The organism is Hydrotalea lipotrueae, assembly GCF_019249625.1.
Classification (GTDB): Bacteria; Bacteroidota; Bacteroidia; order Chitinophagales; family Chitinophagaceae; genus Hydrotalea; species Hydrotalea flava.
In genome coordinates, this window is record NZ_JAESDL010000021.1 from 17,504 (window position 1) to 42,511 (window position 25,008).

The following is a 25,008-nucleotide window of genomic DNA, read 5'->3' on the forward strand; positions in this document are numbered from 1 at the left end:
AACAAACACTCGGTGTATGTTTTCAACTACTGTTGTCCGGTAAAAGAATTAAGAAAAGCAAAAGTATTAATGCTGCCTTATTTACTATACTAAAACAGATGTTTTATATGGCAGTTTGATTTTACAGGACAACAGTAGACACAGACATACGCCAGGATAATCTTGTTTTTGCACAAACAAATGATGATGCGATGCCCATCACCACTGCATTACAGCACAAAATAAAAAAAGCAATCCTTGTTAATGGATTGCCTTTTTGAAGCTTCTGTCGGGAGGACAGGATTCGAACCTGCGACCCCCTGGTCCCAAACCAGGTATTCTACCGGGCTGAACTACCTCCCGAGCCCTATGGATAAAAAAACGCACTTTGTTTGTGCGTATATTTTGCGGTGAGGGAGGGATTCGAACCCTCGGTACAGTTTAACCCGTACGGCAGTTTAGCAAACTACTGGTTTGAGCCACTCACCCACCTCACCATTCCCATTCTTTCGTTTGGGGTTGCAAAAATAGGAACACCAGTTGTAAAATCCTAAAATCAGCTTTGCTAATTCTTAAAATATTTTTTGGCCTTTATTTTTTTTGACCCATTACATAGCAGCTAACTGCACTTTTTGCGTTAATTCCATTACATTTTCTCTGAATATGGTATCGGTATCCATTAAATCTTTTACCGTTTGGCAGGAGTGAATAACGGTTGTATGATCTCTTCCGCCAAAATGTTCTCCAATGGTTTTTAATGAGTTTTTGGTAAAAGCTTTGGCTAAGTACATGGTAATTTGCCGGGCCTGTACTATTTCACGCTTTCTGGTTTTATGTAATAAACGTTCATAAGGTACATCAAAATATTCGCATACCATTTTCTGAATGGCTTCTATGGTAATTTCTTTACTGCTGGTTTTTACAAAATTGCGTAGTACCTTTTTAGCCAACTCTAAATCAATCTCTTTCTTGTTTAAAGACGATTGTGCCAATAACGATATTAAGGCTCCTTCTAATTCTCTCACATTGGTATTAATATTGTAGGCCACATATTTTACTACCTCTTTACTCATGTCCAACCCGTCGTTCTTCATTTTATGTTCTAAAATTTCAATACGGGTATCATAATCGGGTAATTGCAAATCGGTGCTTAAGCCCCAGCGGAAACGGCTTAACAGGCGTTCCTGCATGCCGTCTAAATCTTTCGGCGATTTATCGGAAGTAAGTACCAATTGTTTGCCACTTTGGTGTAAATGGTTAAAAATGGCAAAGAAGGCATCCTGCGATTTTTCAGCACGATTAAAAAATTGCACATCATCAATAATCAATACATCTATTAACTGGTAAAAATGAATGAAATCGTTGATGGCATTATTACGGCTGTGGTCCTGAAACTGATTAATAAATTTTTCACTACTTACATATAACACTACTTTACCGGGATGCAATCGTTTCACTTCATTTCCAATAGCCTGTGCCAAATGTGTTTTACCCAAACCCACGCCACCATAAATTACCAATGGATTGAATGAATTGGCGCCTGGTTTTTCAGCTACGGTTTTTCCGGCCCTGCGGGCAACACGATTACAATCGCCTTCAATAAATGAATCGAAAATATAAGATGCATTCAACTGAGGGTCTATTTGCATTTTCTTTAACCCGGGAATAATGAAAGGATTTTTTACAGGATTATCTATTACCAGCGGAAAACTCATTTCATTGTTGGCATAAATTTTCATGCCGCTGGCGGGTAAGTCCATACTGCCATTGCGACCATTGCCACTGTCTACCATAATACGGTATTCTAAACGGGCATCTTTTCCTAATTCACGCTTTAGCGTTTTTGCTAATAAATTAACGTAGTGTTCTTCTAAATATTCATAGAAAAATTGGCTGGGTACCTGAATCAGTAACACATTATTTTTAAGCTCAATAGGTTTGATGGGTTCAAACCAGGTTTTGTAATGTTGCCATTCTACAATGTCTTTAATAATTTTAAGGCAATTGTCCCAGATTGATTCAGCAGTTTTTACCATACTATTTGCAACAATTTATCAATAAGTTTAAGAAATATTTTTTTTCGAATGCCCGATATAGTACCTCAGCATCAAACTGCACAAAAAAAGTATAGACGGACTGCGAATATGTAGACTTTATGTTGAAAAAAAAATTTTTTATTCATTCTTTTTTTCCTTTAGGAAAATGTTTCGCGTTCGAATTAACTTTTTATGGGTTGTATTGGTGAATACATAATCTAATTGCCCCATTTGTATACCGCCCCATCCTGCCTGATTTACAAGTGTATGGCCACTGCTTTTGTTTTGATATACACGTGGTTGATTAAAAAATTTATGTGTATGTCCGCCAATAATTACATCAATACAATCATTATTTTTTGCCAGTACTTCATCGCTGATTCGGCCATCAGCATACCGATCACCTAAATGTGATAAACAGATGATGATATCACATTGCTGCTGTTGTAAAATGTTGGCTGTTTTATTGGCTTGTTCCACCGCATCAAGGTAAACTAAATTTTCTATCCCTGAAATAGAAATTTTGTCATGCAATGGCAGTAATACACCCAGGACTCCTATTTTCAGGTTTTCTCTATGAATAATGGTGTAAGGCTGATAATAATTTTGAAGCGCAGTATAGGTAAAATCATAATTGCAAATGGTAGGTTTCATGCCCGTGGCCTGTATTTGTGTAGCAAGATTGTCAATACCTCCTGAAAAATCTTTTTCACCTAAGGTAAAAGCATCATAACCCAATAAACGCATGGCTTCTAATTCTGCTTTTCCTTTAAAAGCATCATAAATGGGTCTGTCACCGCAAAAATCGCCTGCATCTAATAATAAAGTCGGTTGTCCTTTACTTCTTATTTGCTCAATCATTCGTTTCCTGCTTTCAATACCACCCATACCTGCGTAGTGGCCGCTGTTACTTTCAAATGGAAATATTTGGCTATGTGTATCGTTGGTATGCAGCAGGGTTAAATAGGTTTCGTTAACCATTTTTTTTGCCAATAAGCTACTGGCCGGTAATATGGAAATGCCGGTGAAAAGTCCGGCCTTGAAAGTATTTTGTATGAAGGTTCTTCTATTCATAGATATTGAAAATAGGCTCATTTTTGTTGATGGCTATTGGCACATTATTTTTAGTAAATGATAGAATATAATTTTTGCAGGTTTCTATCAGGTTAGTATGTAATGCGATGGAGGGTAGTGTTCGCAACATACCACAATTACTTCCACCATTAGCCATATAATCAGTTACCACAATGCAATATACTGCGCCGGGTACAATAGGTTGTTGTTGTATCATAATTTTTTTTGCCTTACCATGAATATCAATAGCGTATTGAACGCCGGCGGCAGGCCAACCGCCATCGGTTGCCATCCTGTCGAAAAATAATTGTAAAACATCTCCTCTTATTTGTTGCACAACTAAACGATTGGTGTAGGGAAACATAGCATATAATGTGCCAATGGTTATATTGCCTTGCGGAAGAAAACCTTTAATACCGGCAGGATGCATAAATGCGGCATCAATCTTCGTTCCGGTTTGTAAGGTTGCCTGCTGTAACATGGCTTCCGTAATAAAATTTCCCAATAGCCCTCCGCCACTTTTTTTATAAACTTTTTCTAATGAAAAGCCTATAACCTGATTCAGGTAATTGTGTACACTATCGGCATAGGGTTGTAACCATTGCTGCACAACTGTATCCTTTTCATTAGTAGAATATATGGCATGATATTGATAATTGACTTGTATGGCCTGTGCAGTAAGGCTTTGTGTGTATAATAAATAAAAAAATAGAATACTTAAAATAGAGCGCATCATAGAACAGTAGTATTGGAAAAAGTAAGGTACAAAATTTATTTTGCGAAAAGAATAAATTTTAGATAAGGTATTGCATTTGTAAAAAGCTACTTTTGCCGCAATAAATTATTTTTTATGAGTTACGAGATTACAGGAAAATTAGTGGCCCGCTTTGATATTGTGCAACGCACTGAAACTTTTAAAACACGTGAGTTTGTAATTGAAAAGTCGGAAGATATTGGTGGACGCATCATTACAAATTATGTAAAATTTCAATGTGTACAGGATAAAACTTCAATGCCCGATAGATTTACCCTTGGCGAAACTGTAAAAGTGCTGTTTAATATTAAAGGCACCAAATGGGTAAAAGATGGTAAGGAAAATTATATTACCAATTTAGATGCCTGGAGAATGGAATCGGCCAAACTATCTGAAGGTAATACTGCAACCGGCGATTATATTCCCGATGCACCGGCTGCTGATATGATAGCAGATGATTTGCCGTTCTAAAAAATGTACATGGTTTTATAGGGTAAAAACCTATCAACATGCAAAAAAGTATTTCGCTTCGTTTAACACCTGCACAGGCAGCCGATGCCTTATTTGTAGAAAATTATCTGGCAAAAGAACTGGCATTGCACCTGAACGCCTGAGTGGTTTTTTTGTTGAAAAAGAATCAATTGATGCCCGAAGCAGACAACAGGTATGGATGAATAAAACCATTCGGGTATATGTGGATGAACCTTTTATCGAAAGGCCACGCCATATTATTCAATTTCCTTCTGTACATCATGCCACAAAAAAAGTGATTATTATTGGCGCTGGCCCTGCAGGTTTATTTGCAGCGCTTTCATTAATTGAAAAAGGCATTCAACCCATTATCCTGGAACGGGGAAAAGCAGTTAGAGAAAGAAGAAGAGATTTAGCCAGGCTCAATAAAGAAGGTATTGTAAATACAGATAGTAATTATTGTTTTGGTGAAGGGGGAGCCGGTACTTACAGCGATGGTAAATTATATACCCGAAGTACGAAGCGGGGTGATGTAAACAGAATTTTACAATTGTTTGTACAATTTGGGGCAGATGAAAAAATTTTATACCAGGCCCATCCGCACATTGGTACCAATAAATTGCCACATATTATTACTGCGATGCGGCAGCAAATTATTGATGCCGGAGGCGCTTGCTATTTTGAACAGCGTGTGGTTGATTTTTTGATAGAGCACAATCAAATAAAAGGCGTTCTCACAGCAAACAATGCAGTTTGGAAAGCAGATGCGGTAATTCTGGCAACAGGCCATTCGGCCAGAGATATTTTTCATTTGTTTTTCCAAAAAAAAATAGGGATAGAAGCTAAACCGTTTGCATTGGGGGTTCGAGTAGAACACCCCCAGGCATTAATAGACGCCATTCAATACCATTGCCCCATTTCAAATGGGCATGTGGCTGAAAGTAACCGAGATCTTCATTTGCCGCCTGCCGCTTATAGTTTGGTAGAACAGGTAAATGGAAGAGGGGTATTTAGTTTTTGTATGTGTCCCGGCGGCATTATTGCACCTGCAGCAACATCACCCAACGAATTGGTGGTGAATGGGTGGAGCCCTTCTAAGCGCAATAATCCATTTGCCAATAGCGGTATGGTAGTACAGGTTGGTTTAAAAGATGCAGCGCATTGGTTGCTGCAACATGAAAATTGGTATCGGGAACAACAGGTTGCATTATCTATTCCTTCTAAAGTAATTCCACCTGAACAGCACCCATTGGCACTGTTGTATTTTCAGCAATGGGCTGAGCAATTGGCTTTTACAGCAGGTGGTGGTCATTTTGTTGCACCTGCTCAACGATTAATTGATTTTACAAATAATAAAATGTCATCCTCTTTACCCGATTGTAGTTACATACCCGGCCTGCAATCTGTAGATTTAAAAGGCGTTCTTCCTGATTTTATTCATCAATCATTACAACAAGGGTTTAAAAATTTCGGTAAAAAAATGAAAGGTTACTTAACCAATGAAGCAGTGGTGGTAGCTACTGAAAGTCGTACATCTTCACCGGTACGTATTCCCCGAAATTCCCACACATTGCAACATCCGCAAATTCAATATCTATATCCTTGTGGGGAAGGTGCCGGATACGCCGGAGGTATTGTTAGCGCCGCCATTGATGGTGAGTTGGTTGCGGCTGCTATTGCACAACGGTATGTATAAAAGGTATTGTATACCGATTGCTCAATTATTCATAACACTTAAAATATTTAATACGTTATTTCAATAAAATATATTAAAATTGCTAATGGTTGTTTATTCCAATCAATCATAAACCCAACATTAATTATTACAATGTTATGAATGCTATTTTACAATTACACCATTTAAAAAAATATTATGCTATCCAAAAAGCGGTAGATGATATTAGTTTTGAAATTGAGGCTGGCAGCATATTTGGCTTGCTGGGCCCCAATGGTGCCGGTAAAACCACTTTGCTGCGTATGATAACGGGCATCATTTATCCGGATGAAGGTGATATAACATTTGATGGCAAACCATTTAGCCCCTTAGATGATACGGTTAAAATTGGGTATATGCCGGAGGAACGGGGTTTGTATAAAAAAATGAAAATAGGAGAGCAGGCTTTATACTTGGCACAATTAAAAGGATTAAGCAGGGCAGAAGCACTTTCCAAAATTCGTTTTTGGTTTAAGAAGTTAGAAATGGAAAGCTGGTGGAATAAAAAGGTGGAAGACCTGAGTAAGGGGATGAGCCAAAAACTACAATTTGTTACCACTGTTTTACACGAACCTAAATTAATTATATTAGATGAACCTTTTAGTGGCTTAGATCCGGTGAATGCTAATTTGATAAAAGATGAAATTTACCGGCTGGCACAACAAGGCAGTACCGTTATTTTCAGTACGCATCGTATGGAGCAGGTAGAGGAAATTTGTAATCATATTGTTTTAGTTAATCTGGGTAAGAAAATTCTGGATGGTAAAGTACAGGATATTAAACAACAGTTTAAACAGCATACCTTTAATATTGCTTTTGACACTGCTCCTGCAAGTCTTATACATCCTTCTTTTGAAGTTGTGCATCAGAAAGGCAATGATTTTACCCTGATTATTCATTCCGGGTTTAGGAGCAATGATGTATTGCAGTTTTTTATTGCACAAAATGTAAATGTGGTTGCTTTCAATGAAATATTACCATCACTGAATGATATATTTATTCAGTTGGTTGAATCAACACATAGTGCTGCAAGAAGTTTTGAAACAGTACAATAATTAATTTTTATTGATTCATTACAACAAAATGATTCAACCGTATTTTCAAAAGTTTATGCATCATCTCATCTATTCCATTTAAAACGATTTAAATTAACAGTATGAATAAAACTTTTTTAATAGCCCGCCGCGAATTTTTAAGCCGGGTGCAAAAGAAAACTTTTTTATTAACCACAATTCTATTGCCGTTGTTTATTTTTGGTTTTTATGCATTGATAATCTATTTCTCTGTAAAAACCAGCGATAATATTCAAATTGCAATTGTAGACCGTGCACATATTATGGATGATATTTCGACCAAACAAAGTGGTGATGTGCAGTTCAGTATCTTGAAAGATGCATCGGTAAACGATTTGGATAAACAAATACAACAAAAAAAGATTACCGGCTATATTGTTGTACCTGAGCATTATAATATTATGGGGTTTGATACCCTCTCATTAAAATCAGATAAATCAATTGGATTGCTGACACGTGATAAAATTCAAAAAAAATTTTCTGATTTATTGGAAGAAAAAAGGTTAATAGCATTGAACCTGAATAAAAGACAAATTGATAGCATACAAAATGCAAATACTTTACAGTTTACAAGTCTGGAAGGGAAAAAAGACTCTGATGCCAAAGCCGGCGTTAGTTATGGAGTAGGCTATTTTAGTGGGTTCTTAATATATATTATTCTGTTTATTTATGGAACAATGGTTATGCGTGGTGTAATGGAAGAAAAAATGAATCGCATTGCAGAGGTAATTGTAAGCAGTGTTAAACCATTTAAATTAATGATGGGAAAAATAACCGGTATTGGTGCCGTAGGTCTGGTTCAATTTATTATTTGGATTGTGTTAATTCTCGGATTAACCATGTTACTTCCTTTTATTTTTCCGCAGATTGGTCAACAGACAAGTGAGCTACCTATGCAACCGGGTGCTATGCAGGCTGCTGCTTCCATGAAAAATAGTGGCGGGTTACAGGAAGTAATGGCCGGATTAAGTACCATTAATTTTCCTTTCATTATTGGCACATTCATATTTTATTTTCTTGGTGGTTATTTACTGTATGCTTCATTATTTGCGGCTGTGGGTAGTGCCGTGAATGAAGATCCGCAGGATGCACAAAGTTTGTTATTGCCGATTACAATGCCCATTATTTTTGCAATGGTTATTATGACAAAAGCAGTGAATGAGCCCAACAGTTCATTGGCGGTATTTGGCAGCATGTTTCCACTTACATCGCCCATAGTTATGATGGCCCGTATTGCACATGGTGTGCCTGATGGTGTTCCACTTTGGCAATTATTGATGAGCATGGCATTATTGATTGGAGGCTTTTTGGCCACTACCTGGCTGGCTGCAAAAATTTACAGAGTGGGTATTTTAATGTATGGTAAAAAACCTACATGGAAAGAGATGTGGAAATGGGCATTTATCAAGAATTAAAAATATTTTGTAATGATGAATCAGGCAGCTTTTGGGCTGCCTGTTTTTTATATAATATTATCGGAAAATACCAGTGGCTGTTGTAATGCAACATTAAATTCGTTCCATATTTCATGGACAATATCAGCGGCTGGTTTTATATCGTCAATTAAAGCACTTACCTGGCCAATTTCTAATTCACCTTCTTCCATATCGCCTTCAAACATACCTTTTTTAGCACGTCCTTTACCTAGTAGTTGCTGTAATGTGGCAGCATCGGCTCCATTCATTTCTGCTTCATGAATTTGTTGGTAGAACGGGTTTTTTAATAGTCGGACAGGTACGTGTTTTTTCAGGCTTAAAACAGTATCACCCTCTTTTGCTGCTATTATTTTTTGCTTGAAGTTGATGTGTGAGGAGGCTTCAGGTGTGCATACAAACCTACTTCCAATCTGTACTCCATCGGCGCCCAATACCATGGCAGCAAGCATTTGTCTTCCAGTAGCAATGCCTCCTGCAGCAATTACCGGAATGTTGATTGCTCTACGAACCAAAGGGATTAAAACAAAGGTGGTTGTTTCTTCTCTTCCATTGTGCCCACCTGCTTCAAAACCTTCTGCAACTACCGCATCAACACCTGCAGCTACTGCTTTTTGTGCAAACAAACTGCTGCTTACCACATGAACAACGGTAATGCCTTTACTTTTTAAAAGTGGGGTAAAGGTTTTTGGATTTCCTGCACTGGTAAAAACAATGGGTACCTGCGCTTCAATAATGGTAGCAATATGCTGGTCAATATCCGGATACATTAAAGGCAAATTCACTGCAAAAGGTTTTCCGGTTGCTTTTTTGCATTGTTGTATATGTTCTTTTAAAACTTCAGGATACATGCTGCCTGCGCCAATAATTCCTAATCCACCTGCATTGCTTACGGCAGCTGCTAATTTCCACCCACTGGCCCATACCATACCTGCCTGAATGATGGGATACTCAATGGAGAAAAGCTTTGTAATCCTGTTCGAAAACATAGCATACATTAATTCATTATATAAAATATCGGATAAATATTAATTATCATATTGTCGTTATCCGAAATCAATTTCAGTATTATCGCCAATATTTAAACTTCGGCTTAAACCTTTTACTGAAGCATCGCTTCCAATCAGCGAATTATCGAGTACTACTTCAAATAAATGTGTATAAGAGCCAATAATGCTATCACGCAAAATAGAAAATTGAATATGGGTATTGGCACCAATCGCTACATGCGGGCCTACAATGGCATTTTTTAAGGTACAACCTGCACCAATACTAACCGGTGGAATAATAATGGTATTTTCTAATTTAGCTGTATCATCAGTTTTGCCGCCAAATTTTTTTAATAATGTGGCATTACTTTCTAAAAGTGTTTCTTTTTTACCACAATCGAACCAATTTTTTACTTTAAAAGATTGAAATTTTGCACCCCTTGCAATCATACATTCCAATGCATCAGTTAAATTATATTCACCTAAGGTTCGGATGTTTTGTGTAAAAATGTGATGCAGACATTCATACAAAAAATTGGTTTCTTTAATTTTATAAAGACCCACCAATGCCATATTGCTTTTAGGGATAGCAGGTTTTTCTACCACTTGCTCAATAAATCCATTTTCATCAATTGCTGCTACACCAAAATGTCTGGGATCATCTACTTTTTTTACACCCAACATGCTATAAGGGCTGTTTAAAACTTCTTTTACATCAAATTCGCAAATTGTATCTCCCAGGGTTACAAACACTTCATCATCACCTACAATATTTTTAGTTAATTCAATGGCATGTCCGGTTCCCTGTCTTTCATTCTGGTAAACAAAGTGTGTGATTAAATGAGGGTAGGTTTGGGCAACATATTCTTGAATTTTTTCCCCTAAATAACCTACTATAAAAATAAATTCATTGATGCCGGCTTCATGTAATTGGTCAACAATAAAACTTAATATGGTTTTACCTGCAATGGGTATTAATGCTTTGGGTTGTGTATAGGTGTGGGGCCTTAATTTAGTACCAGCACCAGCAACAGGTATGATTGCTTTCATTACTAAAGAGTCGGTTTTGTTTCGTTGATTAAACGATTCTGCTCATTAAAACTATGCATTCGAATTGGTTTCGTAAAAATTTGTTTGGAATGCGGGATGCTGAATTACAGGGTAGTTGCATCTTTACAAACCTTTCCAACCAATATTTTGGGGTGTGAAAATAGGGAAAACTTTTTTTTATCAGCAAATCATCTTTTTTTACAGTGTTATAAACAAGTTATGGCAAGCTAAATATGAAGAACTATTTTTGCAGGAAATATTATTTGTTTCATCATTTTACCCCTTATTTTAAATACGCCAATTTATGCAAAGAGATACCTTGGTTTTTAACCTTATACAGCAGGAATTAGAAAGACAGCGCAGAGGCATTGAATTAATTGCTTCAGAAAATTTTACCAGTTTACAGGTAATGCAGGCCATGGGTGGGGTAATGACAAATAAATATGCCGAAGGATACCCAGGCAGAAGGTATTATGGTGGTTGTGAAATAGTTGACCAAACTGAACAATTGGCTATTGACCGTTTAAAGCAAATATTTAATATTGAGTATGCAAACGTACAACCACATAGCGGCGCACAGGCCAATGCTGCATTAATGCTGGCTGTTTTGCAACCTGGCGATGCTATTTTAGGATTGGATTTAAGTATGGGCGGCCACTTAACCCATGGTGCGGCCGTGAATTTTAGCGGTAAGTTATACCAACCTCATTTTTATGGAGTTACCAAAGAAGAAGGCTTATTAGATTATGCCATGCTGGAAGAAAAAGCCCGCAGCGTTAAACCTAAACTCATTATTTGTGGTGCCAGTGCCTATAGCAGAGATATTGATTATGCCCGTATTAGAAAAGTGGCCGATGAAGTAGGTGCTTTTGTAATGGCAGATATTGCACATCCGGCAGGATTAATTGCCAAAGGTTTGTTAGGAAACCCATTTGAGCATTGCCATTTTGTAACATCAACAACCCACAAAACTTTAAGAGGTCCGAGAGGTGGTGTGATTATGATGGGAAAAGATTTTGAGAATCCGTTTGGATTAAAAGATATGAAAGGAAATATTAGAATGATGAGCCATTTAATTGATATGGCGGTATTTCCAGGCACACAAGGCGGTCCGTTGGAACATGTTATTGCAGCCAAAGCAGTGGCTTTTGGTGAAATACTTTCAGACGAATTTACACAATATGCCAAACAAGTACAATTGAATGCACAAGCCATGGCAAAGGCTTTTGTGGACAAAGAATACAAGATTATAAGTGGCGGAACCGATAATCATCTAATGCTCATTGACTTGCGTAATAAAAATATCAGCGGAAAAAAAGCAGAACAGGTACTGGGCCGGGCTGATATTACAGCCAATAAAAATATGGTACCCTATGATGATAAAAGTGCTTTTGTAACTTCCGGTATTCGTTTTGGCGTGCCTGCTATTACAACCAGAGGGTGCAAGGAAGAGCACATGCAATTTGTGGTAAATGCCATCGATACGGTATTAATGAATGCTGATGATACATCCACTGTTGAAAAGGTGAAAAAACAGGTGAATGATTGGATGCTGCAGTTCCCATTATATCCTGAATTGGGTTAAAGGAGTTTATATAATCATTTCTGAATGAATCAATTACTGTTTTATGATACAACGTATTCAATCTTTTTGGTTACTGTTAACCGCTGTTTGTGCTTTTGCCACTTTAAAACTGCCATTTTACAGTGGAAATAAAATTGCTGACCAGGCCGGCAGTTATCAATCAGTTACCGGCAATACAACCATATTGTTGAATATTATTACGGTAGCAATTGGAATAATAGCCTTGGTATTTATTTTTCTATACAAAAACCGTAAGCAACAATTGTGGTTAACGCTACTATTGTTTCTGGTATCACTTTTACAGCTATTTCTGCTCTACCTTCAAACCAAACAATTTGTGCAAGGCGCTTATGAAATTTCGGTACTGGTTTATATCGCTATGCCTGCTTGGTTAATATTGGCCATGCGTGGCATGTATAAGGATGAACAATTGGTGAAAAGTGTAGACAGATTGAGATAAACGTTAGTAGAATACTTATTTAATTTCCTAATTAGTTGACTATTTAAAGGTGGATTGGTGATAAAGAACCTTTTTATATTTGCAAATAAAAATATTTGATTGATAAATTTGTTACATTTCAGTTTCAATACTGTTTAAAATTTTATAGTATTAATTTAAAAACAATTGTAAGAATACTACTACAAATTCTTCAATTTAACTTTAAATTATTATTTATCAATAATTTATATATTTATATTAAATTTATTTTGTTTTTCTTTTAAATCAGACTAAATTCCTTTTAAAATCTTTCCATTAATGTATTACTAATTTTGTTTAGTTATTTTTTACCTGCAATTGATAAAATGGAATAAATCCGAGTTCGCTTATTAGTGTTATTTGCTTTATTATTAACTATTTTTAATTAATTAAAAATTTGAATACTATTTTGACAATACAAATGAATTGTCAGAGAAAATTTAAATAAAGTTTTAGTGATTGAATTTTATTTAATATAAAATAATTAAATCATGAATTAAATGAGGTTATTAATTCGCCATCTTAATTCAATATCTTAATCCTGCAATATGCCTAATAGATGTATTTACAATTTCATAATGTGGATTATACTAATATTAGCTGGAGCCGTTAACAGTGCCAATGCACAAGATCCGCATTTTTCGCAATACTTTACTTCACCCATGACTATTAATCCATCCCTAATGGGAAAAGATGTGGAAGATTGGCGTTTAACCAGCACATTACGGCGCCAATGGTGGGGAGGAACCGTAGCACCTTATAATACCTATACTGCTTCCATTGAAAAACGGGTAGCCACGAATAGCACCGGCGATAATCAGTTAGGTATTGGCATGATGGTATTCAGTGATGAGTCGAATAACGGTTTATTGAAAGATACTTATCTAAGTTTGGGTGCAGCTTATAATATAACATTGGATGGAGCAGGCCATCATCATTTAGGTGCCGGTTTAACCGCCAATTATGCAGGCCGATTGGTTGACCCCAGTAAGTTTGAGTTTCAGTCGCAGTTTGGTAGCATGGGTTTTCAAAGAAGTGTTCCTTCTAACGATCCGGTAACCATACAAAGCAACCATTACTTAGAAGTGAATGCCGGTTTAAACTACAATTATACAGATACGAAGTGGGGTTTTAATGTAGGTGCAGCAGTATTTCATGCATCCAAACCCAAAGATGGCGTGTATTTAAACTCAACCTATACTGTTGAAGCAAGGTATAGTATACAGGGAAGCGTGTATTTTAATTTAGCGAACCACAACCAGTTGTTGTTTAGTGAAATATCGGAGATGCAGGGTCAGAACAGCATTCATTCCTTAGGAGCTGTTTATAAAATTAGCGTGAAGGACAAAACATTAAGGAGTTTTAATGTGGGATTATGGGATCGGTTTGGCGATGCAGTGTATCCATACATTGGATTAGAATCAGAAAGATGGATAGCGGGTTTAACGTATGACGTGGTTACTTCAGGCGTAAAAACAGCATCCAACAGTGTACAGAGTATGGAGTTGAGTTTTGCCTGGCAGTTCTTTTCTGCCAAACACCAACCAAGGCCCGTTAAGAAGATTATACAGTATTAAACAATGCTGCTAATAACAAATATATGCAACTAAACAAATTACAGGGGAGTATAACATAATTATAAACCGCTTGAAACCAAAACAAATGCCGGTATGCATCATGTATTTACCGGCATTTTGTTGGTACTAATGAAAGTGATCAGATTGTAATTTTATTATTTCTGTCATTTTTATTCATCTCCGAATAATAAATAAAAATATAGTATATAAATTAAGTTTTATTTTTTTGTGCTCCTGTGTATGATTGCTAATCATATGTAACATAGCATCTTTGATGCTACTGCCTGTAATAGATTGTCAAGGTGAGGTTAATTCAATGAAGCCAAATTTGAATATTACTACAAAACCTGTATTGCTTTTATTATTCTTTTGAAAAAAAGCATGGATACGCCATTTTTTTGATTGAATTCAATTTCTTTCAAATAAAATCCATTAACTAATTTGAAATAATAAATAATAGAAGCCAAAATTTTTACTGCATTCCACTATTATTATTACTACACAATATTATCAAAAGATACGACTTTTCTTTACTTCCCTTTGTTACAATGTCTTTGAATATGCATAACTACTTTCATTAGAGTGAACGATGTTCCCTGTCTGATTTCCATGAAAACCGTGAAAAACCATATAATTTTTCAAAGACTACCATTCCTGTTGAAGTATATGATGAGCTTCATGGGAATGGTGGTTTTTTTTAGTGCAGGCGCACAGTCTTTTCAGTTTGAAAAAGGGTTTGCTGATTTTCCTTTTACCTATAACAACATTACAGTTACATCTTTTGGTTCCGGTTCTTTTGTTGATTATGGTGCTGCCTGGAGCAGTTGTGGTGTGGCAATCAAACCGGGCAGTATATGGCTGGGTGCTTATGGGCCTGCTTCTTTTACCAATACATTTTCACAAGGGGTAAATGATATGGTGTACAATATCAATGCTGCTGATACTACTGAAACCTTTACTTTTTCAGTAAACAGAGGGAACGTTCAAATTAGCATACTTTCCGGTTGTGCTGATAAATGGACGATTGCCGGTAATCAATTAATTTGTAAAGGAATAAATGCGGGTGCACGTATACAAGTGCATGCATCAGAACCTTTTACCAATGTTACAATAGAACACAACGGATTAATGGATGGTTCTTTAATTATAATGGTATTCGATGAGGCTTTAGAATATGCCGAGAGCCATGCCGCTATCAGGGTACAACCCATCCTTTCACAAAAAATTTGTTTGGGGGATGCTATCTCTGATATTCCCATTCCCATTACCGGAGATGCAAATGAATTAGCAGATATTGTTTGCAGCGTAACTTCTTCAAATCAAACTTTTTTACCCGATAATGCTATTCAAATAATTGAAAAAAATAGTAACAAACTGCTTCATTTTACCGCTATTCCTGCATATGTAGGGATGGTACAGTTGCAATTAACCATCAGCAATAAAGATGGATTATTCATGCAAGTGCCCATTGTATTAGAAGTAATAGGCATGAAAGGAAAAGTTACTATTGATGCGAAAAGTAGTATCTGTAAAGGTGAAAAAATTGCGTTGAAAGGCACTCCATCTAATGGCGTTTGGGGCATAAATAATCCAACCTTTTCAGACGCTGTTAGCAATAATTTGCTTGCTAATATAAATACTGATGGTACATTAGTAGCCAATTATCCGGGTATACTTCAAGTCTTCTATACAGTAAAAGACAGTAGTGGTTGTACCGGTACTACCACAGCTAAAATACAGGTGCATGATATTCCGGTAAACAAAGTAATATCTCCTAAGGGAACTTTGCTGTGTGAAGGTAGTCAGCTACAATTAATGGCACCACAAGCTGAATCCTATCAATGGTTTAAAAATCAACAACCTTTGCAAGAAAAATCAAACATACTACAGGTAAATACTGCCGGTAATTATGGTGTACAATTAACCGATTCTAATGGTTGTAGTAATCCTGCTATTGTGCAGGTAACCATTGCCGGCATTGCAAAACCTAAAGCTGCTTTTAACTTTACAACTTATTGTACCAATTTACCGGTACATTTTCAAAACTTATCAGAGGTAAGTAATAGTGGTCCTGTAAACTTTGAGTGGACAGATAATAGGGGGAATATCAGTTATGAAGCCAGTCCTGCATTTACTTATAACGTAGCCGGTGAAGTGAAAGTGCAACTAAAAATTACTTCTCAGGTTTGTATAGCATTAACAACTGAAGCTATTAAAACCATTCAAATTGAACGCCCGGATGCAGGAAAGCTATTGCCTGTTATAGAAACAGAACAAACTGCCATCCGTTTACAGACCGGCAGAGTAGGGGTTCAGTACCAATGGCAACCTGCTACAGCTTTTGTAAATGCCAATACTGCTAATCCGTTATTGAATGTAACTGCCGGCCGTCAGCAATATACCGTTATGGTAACTGCCGCATCCGGTTGTACTGTTACTGATACAGTAGCAGTAAATGCCACAGCCAATGCCGGCATTTATGTGGCCAATGTATTTTCACCCAATGGCGATGGGCAAAATGATAGATTGTTGGTGAATTTAATTGGCTACAACCGTTTGAATTTCTTTAGAGTATACGATCGTAAAGGCAGGCTATTGTTTCAAACAGCCGATGAAGGCAATGGATGGGATGGCACCGTAAATGGTACTTTACAGCCTCTTGATACCTATGTTTGGGTAGCCGAAGCTTCTAATGAAAAAGGCCAAAGAATTTACAGGGAAGGAAGCACTACTTTATTACGATAAAAAATCTATTGGTTTTAAATTTTATTGATTTTAAGAACATCTCATAGTGGTTCCGTATTTGTGTAGTTTAAAACATAATTTACAGCCTGCCGAACGCTTATTAAATTCTAACACCCAATCCAAAGGTAATGTAAAACAAATTTTTACCATATTCCCCCGGAATAAGATTCATGGGTATGGTATAGGAGGGAGTAATATTAATATTAAATTTTCCTGCTACAAAAACAATCGGCACTGAAAATTCATATGAAAGTAAATTAAATTTTACACTATTATCTGTAACAGTTTGTTGAGAAATGGGGATAAATAATATTGAACTTTTTTCAAGATAAGTTCTTGAAAAATTTTGAGTACCAAAATATGCATAGGCTGTTGGATCAATTGCAAGTGCCATTGGAATTTTATTTCTTATTTTTAGAATAAATATATGGTCTAAACCTGGAGAAATTCCAATATCAGTTTTGTTACTAAATTTTAAATCTGCACCGAAATTAAAATTAATTATCTTGTTTGTATAAGCCGCGTTTAATCCACTCTGGTATTGTAAAGCCGATTGTACTAAAGTGCTATTTTCATTGTAGAATAATTTAGTAAAAAAAATATTGCCACTAAAATTTTTGGTAGATTGGAATCTATAACCAATTTCTCCCAATGCTCCTGTATAGTTTAAACTGGTGGTAGAATTTTCTAAAAATATAAAGCTTCCCTGTGCATATAAGCCACATTTGAGTTGATAACCTATATAAGGTACCATACCGCTGCTCTGTAAACTATCTGTTCTTCCAAAATATTGGAATCTGGAAACACCATTTATTCCGAAAGAGAATTCATTAGAACGTGTGGTATCATTCTGTGCATAAAGTTGCACAATTGATAAAATAAAGCTGAAAGTACCCAACATTGTTATTGCAATTTTATTAATCATATAAATATTTATTAAAATTAATAAAATAAAACACTTTTATAGAACAGATTGCCTGAAAACCGTTGAAAACCTAAAAATTTGTATGCGCATTATATTAAGGAAAAGAGGCTATTCATTTTTTTAAGTAGCCTCTTTTCTTTGAAATTAATTTAATTATGGATGGAAGTTTCTGAGTTGGCTTTAGCAGCAACTTTAATTTTTGCTTCTTTCTTTTCTTGGGAAGATTTATCTCCTACCTTTTGAATAGTCTGATTAGCCTCGTTTTCTTTAGATTTCACATACTTTTTTGCTGGTTTAGTATTAAGATCTGCATTAACATGAGCAGAATTGTCTGCATTTAAATTATTTTGTAGAGAACCTTTATCAGAACCACTCTTAAAGGCAGCATTTTCATTTGCATTTGTTTGAGCACTTGCATTGGCATGTGCTGAAGACTCTATAATGCCCTTAATATTGGTAGCTTCTTTTGTAGCATCGCTTTTGATTGTATTTGCACTGCCTGCCATATTTTTGTGTAATTCGCTATTCCCTGATACCCCGGTGTTACTTTCTATTGAAGCATTCATATTGGTATTGCTGCCTTGATGTTCAGTATTCAAATAGCTATTTGAATTTGTACTTCCTGAAACATTATTGCTTGATTCTGCTTTCAGTTGTTTTGAAGTACGTCTGGCTGCACTTTTTGATTCTTTTGTTGCAGCTTTACTTTCTGTATTGACTGCATTAGAAGTATTGATAACGGCTCTTGAAGCAGCAGTTGTTACTCTTTCGGCATTAACAGTTGCAGCAGTAGTGCTTCTTATAGTTCCTCCTACATTAATAATTTGTGCATCTGTTCTGATACAAAAAAACAGGGCAGTCATGAAAATGGTTGATTGAATCATTGTTTTCATAATTGTAATTTTTAAAGTTTGAAAATAGAATTGAATGAATATTTATTCCAAAGACAATTTTTATGCCAGAAATAATTTTTATATTGCTGTTTCCTCAGCCAAACCGGTCAGGTGATAAATACGAATAATTTGGAAATTTAGATGGAAATGCAAATAAATAGTGGCATAGAGCCTGATTTTATTATAAATTAGATGGCTTAGGTGTTGATTTTTAAAATTTAAAATTGTATTTAGAGTAAATTCAGTAAGATTAATTTAAAAGTTTTTTTAGTACTTTTTTTCACATATTTCGATGAAAGAATTAAAAATTAAAGCGAAAAAATGTTTCATTTTCATTTTTCAACCCATCATAAAGTATTAATTATCTGCATCGCCATCTGTTTGTTTACAGGTTTTCTGAATTATTTTTTACTGCAGCCCAATATTTTTCTGTTTCATGTGTTGCATCTTTCCATTCATCCTGTTTTTGTGATTCATTCCACTTTTATCAGGAATTTTTTGCTTGGTTACTTTGCAGACGGGTTGTGGTGTCTTGCCCTATGCCTCCTAACCTTGCTATTAAAAGAATTAAATTATTTGAAGAAAGCCGGAATAATAACTATATTAGTAGTACCATTTTTAACGGAAATATTACAATACTTTGGCATTATTGGCGGTACGTTTGATTGGTTGGATATACTGACTTACCTGCTCATTATTTTGGCCTTTCTGCTTTTTTCAACCTTGCTAAAAAAACAATAACATGAAAAGGTTTACCTCGCTTATTGCACCAATGCTGGTCATTGCTCTATTTTTGTGTATGGCTATAGCCAGCACCCCTCCGAAAGCACCTTCCCCGGTTGTTTTTGACGGTATTTTTAGTTACAAAGCTGATAGGGATGAAGTAGTAAAAAATGCCGCCAAAGTGGGCTTTATTAAAAATAGTGTTAGTCCGAGTATTGTATTAAGGGTTCCACATGCCAACCAGCAGATTCTGGAACAGGATAAAAATACAAATGCCAATAACATTAGCTCTTCCGGAATCTTTGATCCGAATAACAATTTGTATGATTTAAATGTATATAATACTATTGAAAAGGAGTTGCTAAAAGGGGGCTTTACGGTTCGCGACAGGGCATTGTTTGATAAAGTGCTGGGCGACAAAAGTGTGAGTGATTATTCTAAAATAAAGGAATTAACAGAAACGGATTTGATACTGGAATTAAGCAATATTCAGTATGTGCCTTATGCCTTTAATGCATTCAGTTACCATACCAAAGGCCGGCATGGTGTTATCAATACCAACATACACAACTGTGCCCATACCATTTATTTATATGGGTTAAAACTTGAGTTTAAGTTAATCAGGGTAAAAGATAACGATTATATTGGTTCTTTTACCTATAACTATTCACCCTGTAATAATGCACCCTGCGATTATTTGGTGAGTTGTTTGGGTGATGATTGCAGTGAGCCTTATGTTCAACAGGGAGATGTAAAAATTACTGCACAAAGATTAATTACCCGTGAAATAATTACCCGGTTTGTGAAAGAGTCATCACAAAATTTGGTAAAACAAATTTTAGAATAATAAGTAAATTAAGAGGGGAAAGTACTTAAAACTTTCCCCTCTTTTAAGTGTAGAATAATGTTTGATTTTATCTATAAGTTTACACCTGCCAGTTCTAAACTTCTTTTTTTCAATTTTACAATTTCTACATTTTCAATAATGGGTTCGGGCATTACAATCAAAGAGGTTTCATTTTCCTTCCACCATGTTTGGCCATATAAATGACTGGCATGAATAACGCCAATCAAATATTTTCTTTCTTCGCCGGCATGCCATTCTTCTATCCACTCAAAATCATCTTTTTGAATAAAGTGCCAATCGGTAAAACTAAGGTATACTTTCAGGTAAAAATCATGCGTAAGGGTATGCGGCTGGTGGTGGTATAGTTTCTTATATTCATATTTGTACTGGTAGCGCAGAGCGGCAATATCGCTCAAAACAGCCGATGCTGTTGGGAAGCTGCCTGCTCCTTTTCCATAAAAAAACTGTTTGTCGGCAAAGCCGCTTTCAATGACTACACCATTGTATTCATTTTTAACAAATGAAAGAGGTTCGTCTGTTTTTGTAAATTGAGGTAACACAAATGCGGATACGTTACCATCTTTTAATTTCTTGGCTTGTGCTACTAATTTTATTTCATATTTTTTTTCCTGGGCTACCTGTGCATCTGCAGTTTGTATGCTTTGAATGCCTGTAAACAGAATATTTTTAGGATGCTCTACAATTCCGTAAGCATGATTTAATAAAAGCGACCATTTGTTTACCGCATCATATCCTTCCACATCCAACACAGGATTGCTTTCTGCAAAACCCGATTGTTGCGCCAGTAAAAGTGCTTCCGAAAAACTCAGTTGATCTTCAAACATTTTGGTTAAAATAAAATTGGTAGATCCGTTGACTATAGCTTTAATGGCATGCAACAAATCATTATCGTAGTATTCCTCTAGATTTCTGATTACAGGTATCGATGCACAGGCAGCACTCTCATACAATAAGGAGCAACCGGTTTCCAATTGTATCTGCAGCAGCTCAGGTAAATGTTCTGCCAGCATTTTTTTATTGGCACTTACCACTGCCTTTCCATTGCGCAATGCAGTAGCAACAATTTCAAATGCGGCTTCAGCATCATCGGTTACTTCTACAATTACGTTGATGTGTTCATCAAATAATAAACTGTTTTTATCGGTTGTAAATAACTGGTCGGGCGCATTTCTTTTTTTCTGCAGGTGTTTAATACACACTTTTGTTAACTCGGCCTTTAATGAGGGGGTTTGCTGCAATACTTTGTATAAACCTTCTCCTACTACCCCAAAGCCAAATAAACCAATGTGTAATGATTGATGTTGCATAATAAATTCTAGTTATAATTAATTAAAAATCATCTGGACAAAAGAACCGGTAACAAAAAAGCCCGCCATTGATAAATCAGGCAGGCTTTATATAATACATCTATATATTAGGGGGATGTAAATAAAAATTGACTGACTTATCTTTCCCATTGGTATGGGATGGAGTTGGCACCTTCATGTTATAAAAACATGGGTTGCCAAGGCTTCATTGGGCCAATTCCCTCTGCCTTTCTTGATAAGTGATAAAAAAGAACTGGCGCAAAAGTACAATAAGTGGTTTCAAATCTCCAAATATTTTTTTAATCGGGTGGAATTAGCTTTCTATGCTGTTGCAAAACGTGTCAACAATTCCTTCAAAGGCTTGTTCCTATCTTTGATACAATTTTATGGCAAAAAAAATGAAGAATAAGATAGTGACAGATGGTGCCGGTGTTACCGATGCTATTGAAATAATGGGTGCAAGGGAACATAATTTAAAAAATATAGATGTTTCTATTCCTAAAAATAAATTGGTAGTTATTACCGGTGTAAGTGGCAGTGGTAAATCATCCCTGGCTTTTGATACCATTTATAATGAAGGCCAACGCCGTTACATGGAGAGTTTTAGCGCCTATGCCCGCCAGTTTATTGGCGATATGGAGCGGCCTGAAGTTGATAAAATTACCGGTTTATCGCCCGTTATTTCTATAGAACAAAAAACTACTAATAAAAATCCGCGCTCAACAGTAGGTACGGTAACTGAGGTGTATGATTTTCTACGTTTGTTGTATGCACGTGTAGCAGATGCCTACAGTTATGAAACCGGGAAAAAGATGGTAAAATTCTCTGAAAAAGAAATCATTGATCATATTTATACTTCATTTCCCAATCAAAAAATTTCTATTCTTGCGCCATTGGTAAGAGGCCGCAAGGGGCACTATCGCGAATTATTTGAAGAAATAAGAAAAAAAGGTTTTTTAAAGGTACGAATTGATGGTGAGATAAAAGATTTAACGGCTAAACTGCAGGTTGACCGGTATAAAGTGCATGATATTGAAGTGGTAATTGACCGTATGCCGGTTTCAACGGATATGCACTTGCGTATTACAAAAAGTGTGGAGCAGGCTTTAAAAATGGGTAAAGATCTGATGTTTTTATTGATAAATGATACCAATAAATTAGTGCAATACAGCAGCAGGCTTATGTGTATGGATACCGGTATTAGCTATGAAGAGCCATCGCCCAATGCATTTTCTTTTAATTCGCCTTATGGTGCCTGCCCGGTATGTAAGGGCCTGGGTTCCATTTATTCAGTTAGTTTAACGCAAATTATTCCTGATAAAAATGTTTCAGTGAAAAATGGTGGAATTGCCCCCCTGGGTCAGGAGCGAAACACCCAATTGTTTCAGCAAATGGCTGCATTTGCAAAAAAACATAAAATCAATATTGATAAACCTATTGCCACCCTCAGTAACACTGAACTGAATTTATTGTTATACGGTACCGAATTGCCGGACGATGCCGATACTTTATTGAATGCCTCAGACGATGCATTCATAGCAAGCCAGGGATATACCGGATCTTTTGAAGGTATAATTCCTATGTTGAAGAGATGGTTTACTTCTTCTGGTAGTACTGAAACTACCAGAGAATGGGTGGAGCAATTTATGGAGCTGAAAACCTGCCCCTCCTGCAATGGTGCCCGTTTAAAAAAAGAAAGTTTATGGTTTAAAATTGATGGTAAAAATATTGCAGAATTGGGTGATATGAGTTTGGATTTATTAACCCAATGGTTTCAGCAACTACCCAAAAAATTAAGCGAAAAGCAAAGCGTTATTGCCAAAGATGTTTTAAAAGAAATTAATGATCGTTTAGGGTTTTTAACCAACGTAGGCTTAACTTATTTGCATTTAAACCGACCATCCCGATCATTGAGTGGAGGAGAAAGCCAACGGATACGGCTTGCTACACAAATCGGTTCACAACTGCAGGGTATTACCTATATTTTAGATGAACCATCTATCGGATTACATCAGCGGGATAATCACAGACTCATACAGGCTTTGCAAAATTTAAGAGATATAGGTAATAGTGTGCTGGTAGTGGAACATGATAAAGACATTATGCTGGCTGCCGACTATTTAATAGATATTGGACCGCGTGCCGGTAAAATGGGTGGTAGTGTGGTTGCTGCAGGCACACCTGCAGAAGTAATGCAGTTACAAACACCCACAGCCGGTTATTTAAATGGAAGCATTCATATTCCTATACCGGCGGCAAGACGAAAAGGGACTGGCCAATTGATTGAATTGAAAGGTGCATCGGGTAATAATTTAAAGAATGTTTCGGTACATTTTCCTTTAGGTACTTTAATATTGGTTACCGGTGTTAGTGGTAGTGGTAAATCTAGCCTGATTAATGAAACGCTTTATCCGCTATTGGCGGCACATGCTTACCAGTCGCGCATAAAACCCATGCCCTTCAAAGCCATTAAAGGGTTGGAATATATAGACAAGGTAATTGAAATTGACCAATCGCCCATTGGTCGCACACCACGCAGTAACCCTGCTACTTATTGTGGATTTTTTACAGATATACGTACCTTGTTTGCATCGGTACCGGAGGCAAAAATACGCGGCTATAATGCCGGACGATTTTCTTTTAATGTAAAAACAGGCCGTTGTGAGGTATGTGAGGGCGGCGGGATGCGTGTAATTGAAATGAATTTTTTACCTGATGTATATGTGCCCTGCGAAAAATGCAATGGCAAGCGGTACAACCGCGAAACACTTGAAATAAGATATAAAGGCAAATCTATTAGCGATGTGTTGGATATGTCGGTAGATGAGGCCTGTGATTTTTTTCAACCTGTTCCCTGGATTTATCGTAAAATAAAAATACTACAAGAAGTAGGGCTGGGTTATATTACTTTAGGGCAAAGTGCTGTAACATTGAGTGGGGGTGAGGCACAACGGGTAAAATTAGCAACCGAGTTAGGAAAAAAAGATACCGGTAAAACCTTTTATATTTTAGATGAACCTACTACCGGTCTCCATCTTCAAGATATTATGTTGTTAATGGATGTATTACAAAAATTAGTGAACCGGGGTAATACTGTATTGGTGATTGAACATAATCTGGATGTAATTAAACAAGCAGATCATGTTATTGATTTAGGTCCGGAAGGTGGTGCAGGTGGCGGAAAAGTATTATTTGAAGGAACGCCAGAGGGTTTGTGTACTGTAAAAGACAGCCATACGGGACATTTTCTGGCATTAGAATTAAAACAATTTATTCAAACTACTTCAAAGAAAACAAATAAAAGAGTAGGCGGATAATACTTACAACTGTTTGT

At 36.3% G+C, this 25,008-nt stretch carries 19 protein-coding genes, 2 tRNA genes and 1 riboswitch; of the genes, 11 read left to right on the forward strand and 10 right to left on the reverse strand.

Features of this window, described 5'->3' with window-relative positions; genetic code table 11:
- Window positions 1-268: 268 nt before the first annotated feature.
- The 5 genes from JK139_RS11935 to JK139_RS11955 all read right to left on the reverse strand — a co-directional run bounded on the left by JK139_RS11935 (window position 269) and on the right by JK139_RS11955 (window position 3,825).
- A tRNA-Pro gene (locus JK139_RS11935) sits at window positions 269-342 on the reverse strand.
- A 45-nt stretch (window positions 343-387) separates the two neighbouring features.
- A tRNA-Ser gene (locus JK139_RS11940) sits at window positions 388-476 on the reverse strand.
- A 111-nt stretch (window positions 477-587) separates the two neighbouring features.
- Window positions 588-2,015, reverse strand: coding sequence for a chromosomal replication initiator protein DnaA (dnaA, locus tag JK139_RS11945; RefSeq protein WP_074419135.1), 1,428 nt, complete (start codon window positions 2,013-2,015; stop codon window positions 588-590).
- 138 nt (window positions 2,016-2,153) lie between these two features.
- The gene (locus tag JK139_RS11950; protein WP_179852364.1) at window positions 2,154-3,089 is read right to left on the reverse strand and encodes a bifunctional metallophosphatase/5'-nucleotidase; all 936 of its coding nucleotides are present in this window, start codon (window positions 3,087-3,089) and stop codon (window positions 2,154-2,156) included.
- A complete protein-coding gene (locus tag JK139_RS11955; protein ID WP_074419136.1) occupies window positions 3,082-3,825 on the reverse strand; it encodes a 5'-nucleotidase C-terminal domain-containing protein in 744 nt (247 codons plus the stop codon). The genes JK139_RS11950 and JK139_RS11955 overlap by 8 nt, the downstream gene beginning before the upstream one ends.
- A 114-nt stretch (window positions 3,826-3,939) precedes the next feature.
- On the opposite strand from JK139_RS11955, the gene JK139_RS11960 reads away from it, so the two are divergent.
- The 4 genes from JK139_RS11960 (at window position 3,940) to JK139_RS11975 (ending at window position 8,516) form a co-directional block, all read left to right on the forward strand.
- The gene (locus JK139_RS11960; protein WP_074419137.1) at window positions 3,940-4,314 is read left to right on the forward strand and encodes a DUF3127 domain-containing protein; all 375 of its coding nucleotides are present in this window, start codon (window positions 3,940-3,942) and stop codon (window positions 4,312-4,314) included.
- 199 nt (window positions 4,315-4,513) lie between these two features.
- The gene (locus JK139_RS11965; protein ID WP_228733215.1) at window positions 4,514-6,010 is read left to right on the forward strand and encodes an NAD(P)/FAD-dependent oxidoreductase; all 1,497 of its coding nucleotides are present in this window, start codon (window positions 4,514-4,516) and stop codon (window positions 6,008-6,010) included.
- Between the two features lie 137 nt (window positions 6,011-6,147).
- Window positions 6,148-7,083 carry an ABC transporter ATP-binding protein gene (locus tag JK139_RS11970; protein WP_074419156.1) on the forward strand — a complete coding sequence of 312 codons (936 nt, stop codon included), beginning with the start codon at window positions 6,148-6,150 and terminating at the stop codon, window positions 7,081-7,083.
- Window positions 7,084-7,184: 101 nt separating this feature from the next.
- On the forward strand, window positions 7,185-8,516 hold the full coding sequence (locus JK139_RS11975) for an ABC transporter permease (protein ID WP_074419139.1): 1,332 nt from the start codon (window positions 7,185-7,187) through the stop codon (window positions 8,514-8,516).
- Between the two features lie 47 nt (window positions 8,517-8,563).
- Here the strand turns inward: JK139_RS11975 and JK139_RS11980 are convergent, their stop codons facing one another.
- Window positions 8,564-9,523, reverse strand: coding sequence for an NAD(P)H-dependent flavin oxidoreductase (locus tag JK139_RS11980; protein WP_074419140.1), 960 nt, complete (start codon window positions 9,521-9,523; stop codon window positions 8,564-8,566).
- A 57-nt stretch (window positions 9,524-9,580) separates the two neighbouring features.
- On the reverse strand, window positions 9,581-10,573 hold the full coding sequence (locus JK139_RS11985) for a sugar phosphate nucleotidyltransferase (RefSeq protein ID WP_074419141.1): 993 nt from the start codon (window positions 10,571-10,573) through the stop codon (window positions 9,581-9,583).
- Between the two features lie 304 nt (window positions 10,574-10,877).
- On the opposite strand from JK139_RS11985, the gene JK139_RS11990 reads away from it, so the two are divergent.
- The 4 genes from JK139_RS11990 to JK139_RS12005 all read left to right on the forward strand — a co-directional run bounded on the left by JK139_RS11990 (window position 10,878) and on the right by JK139_RS12005 (window position 16,958).
- Window positions 10,878-12,158 (forward strand): serine hydroxymethyltransferase, encoded by a 1,281-nt coding sequence (locus tag JK139_RS11990; protein WP_007743935.1) that lies wholly within the window; start codon window positions 10,878-10,880, stop codon window positions 12,156-12,158.
- A 43-nt stretch (window positions 12,159-12,201) separates the two neighbouring features.
- Window positions 12,202-12,618 carry a DUF4293 family protein gene (locus JK139_RS11995; RefSeq protein ID WP_068242746.1) on the forward strand — a complete coding sequence of 139 codons (417 nt, stop codon included), beginning with the start codon at window positions 12,202-12,204 and terminating at the stop codon, window positions 12,616-12,618.
- Between the two features lie 596 nt (window positions 12,619-13,214).
- Complete coding sequence (locus tag JK139_RS12000; protein ID WP_179853191.1) at window positions 13,215-14,213, forward strand: PorP/SprF family type IX secretion system membrane protein; 999 nt, start codon at window positions 13,215-13,217, stop codon at window positions 14,211-14,213.
- 666 nt (window positions 14,214-14,879) lie between these two features.
- Window positions 14,880-16,958, forward strand: coding sequence for a T9SS type B sorting domain-containing protein (locus tag JK139_RS12005; protein ID WP_179853192.1), 2,079 nt, complete (start codon window positions 14,880-14,882; stop codon window positions 16,956-16,958).
- A 100-nt stretch (window positions 16,959-17,058) separates the two neighbouring features.
- On the opposite strand, the gene JK139_RS12010 is transcribed toward JK139_RS12005, so the two are convergent.
- Both JK139_RS12010 and JK139_RS12015 read right to left on the reverse strand, forming a co-directional pair.
- On the reverse strand, window positions 17,059-17,883 hold the full coding sequence (locus tag JK139_RS12010; RefSeq protein WP_081298640.1) for a hypothetical protein: 825 nt from the start codon (window positions 17,881-17,883) through the stop codon (window positions 17,059-17,061).
- Window positions 17,884-18,032: 149 nt separating this feature from the next.
- Entirely contained in the window at window positions 18,033-18,776 is a 744-nt protein-coding gene (locus tag JK139_RS12015) for a hypothetical protein (RefSeq protein ID WP_074419145.1), read from the reverse strand.
- 321 nt (window positions 18,777-19,097) lie between these two features.
- Between JK139_RS12015 and JK139_RS12020 the strand changes: the two genes are divergently transcribed.
- Window positions 19,098-19,517, forward strand: a complete 420-nt coding sequence (locus tag JK139_RS12020) for a hypothetical protein (RefSeq protein ID WP_074419146.1) — start codon at window positions 19,098-19,100, stop codon at window positions 19,515-19,517.
- Between the two features lies 1 nt (window position 19,518).
- Entirely contained in the window at window positions 19,519-20,346 is an 828-nt protein-coding gene (locus JK139_RS12025; protein WP_074419147.1) for a hypothetical protein, read from the forward strand.
- Window positions 20,347-20,417: 71 nt separating this feature from the next.
- Here the strand turns inward: JK139_RS12025 and JK139_RS12030 are convergent, their stop codons facing one another.
- Window positions 20,418-21,674 carry a homoserine dehydrogenase gene (locus JK139_RS12030; protein ID WP_081298641.1) on the reverse strand — a complete coding sequence of 419 codons (1,257 nt, stop codon included), beginning with the start codon at window positions 21,672-21,674 and terminating at the stop codon, window positions 20,418-20,420.
- A gap of 134 nt (window positions 21,675-21,808) precedes the next feature.
- Window positions 21,809-21,916: riboswitch (SAM riboswitch) on the reverse strand.
- Window positions 21,917-22,072: 156 nt separating this feature from the next.
- Here JK139_RS12030 and uvrA point away from each other — a divergent pair.
- Complete coding sequence (gene uvrA / locus JK139_RS12035) at window positions 22,073-24,991, forward strand: excinuclease ABC subunit UvrA (RefSeq protein WP_074419157.1); 2,919 nt, start codon at window positions 22,073-22,075, stop codon at window positions 24,989-24,991.
- The last annotated feature ends 17 nt before the right edge of the window (window positions 24,992-25,008 follow it).